Annotated in this window: 1 protein-coding gene; it reads left to right on the forward strand. The window is 57.6% G+C overall.

Annotated features, from left to right (window positions below; translation table 11 throughout):
- Positions 1-428 precede the first annotated feature (428 nt).
- A partial coding sequence (locus tag Van01_RS32655) for an NACHT domain-containing protein (protein WP_204015809.1) occupies positions 429-1,789 on the forward strand: 1,361 nt, incomplete at its 3' end.

A 1,789-nucleotide genomic window follows, 5' to 3' on the forward strand; every position in this document is an offset into this window, starting at 1 on the left:
TTAGAGATTGTGCCTCCGGCGGGGCCAGACGACTCCGAGATGCAGTTGCCGAACGCTTCGGGTCGTGGGTGGTCGTGGTTGAGGGATGCCGTCCCGTCCACCGCCGACCCAGGCAAGCCGAGCAGGCCAGGGCCAGGGTGCCAAGGTCGTACGTCCGGTAGGGCGCTCCACCTTGGCACCCTGGCCCTGGCCCGCTCCACGGTGTGTGGGTCGGCGGCAGGATGGAAGCAGCAGGCGTCCAGCTGTTGCCGCCGAGAGGGACGAATGAGAGCGCCACCTGTCAGCAATACGACAAGCGCTTGATATGCCACCTTACTGCGTCTATGCAAGATAACTCGATACTTCTTGTTTCGATTCACCGCAGGCGTCGCCGCCTGAGGCCGCTAGGCCACCAGAAGGACGAACGACCAAACTCGGAGCGAGGGCCCTTGAAGATCTCACTCGCGATCGTCGCTGCGGACTCGAACGAGAAGGGGGACCTCCTCGGCCGTCTCGTGGTTGACTTCTTCTACTGCCTCGGATACGACGATTGTAAGCTGAATATACCGAAGTCAGGGCGAGAAATTGACTTGAAGGCCCGTCACCGGCGAGAGCCGCGACTAGTTGTTGCAGAGTGCAAAGCAACCAGCGCCCCCATTGGCGGAGCTGATGTCAACAAGTTCGCCGGTGTCCTCGGGGCCGAACGAGATAAGGCGGATGGCGCCGACGTTCGAGGATACTTCATCTCGCTGTCCGGGTTCACAAGTTCCGCAATTCAGCAAGAGGAAGACCTTAAGCGTAGTCGGCTAACGCTAATCAATGGGTCTGAGCTGGTAGAGGAGCTAGTTAGAGGGAAGTTTGTGGTACCGGCCACAAAGGCTCAGTTGAGTGCCGTCAAGGCACTGAGCGATTCGAGCCCTGAGGTAGAAGTCCAAGACAATGCGGCGTTGCTTGGCACGACAACTGGCTGGTTTTGGCTACTCGATATTCTAGTCGGGTCTACGCAAGGTGCATTGCTGGTCCATGCGGATGGCTCAGTCGTAAGCGCCACAGTAGCCGCCGAAACCTGGGCCGCCTTTGCGCGCAACTATCCAAGTGAAAGTAGGACCCTTCTCAATAAGCTGGTATCGCAGCCTGCGGACCTCGAATCCTCTCAGCGAGAATACCTGCAATATATTGTAAGAGATTTTGGGGGAATTACGCTCGAAGGTCTACCGGCAACAAGGCAGGTTGGTTCACGACGCTTCCGCCTCGAAGATCTTTACGTACCGCTGACCCTGTCCGAGGCAGCTGACGAGACGGACGAACAGGTCCAAGAAGAGTCTCCAATGCGTGACCTACTCACGATCAGCAGAGGCTCTAGGGGCCGCAAGCGCAGCACTACCCGGTCCATGTCACTCGGTGAAGCCCTCATAAAGCATCCTCGCCTCGCTATCGTCGGGCTGCCAGGTTCGGGCAAGTCCACCATTATCAAACGGCTAGCTGTAGCCTATGCCGAACGGAGTCGGATTCGAGAGAGCAGGGACAAACTTCCCGACCAGCCGCTCTTTCCAGTTGTGATTAGATGCCGGGAGGTGTCGAAGCCGAGCCGATCAAGCATCGTTACCATGATTGCAGACCAAGTCGATAGAGCTGAGGTACCTACTGCGCGAGATGCCTTCATCCGAATGCTTACCGCTGAGCTCAACGAAGGCCGCGTACTCCTCCTTATAGATGGACTCGACGAGTTTCAGTCGACGCAGGACCGCGCAAGCTTCGTCGCTCAACTCAGAACCTTTTTGAGCACCTATCCAACCTGCCAAGTAGTACT

This window comes from Micromonospora andamanensis (assembly GCF_016863495.1).
Lineage (GTDB): Bacteria > Actinomycetota > Actinomycetes > Mycobacteriales > Micromonosporaceae > Micromonospora > Micromonospora andamanensis.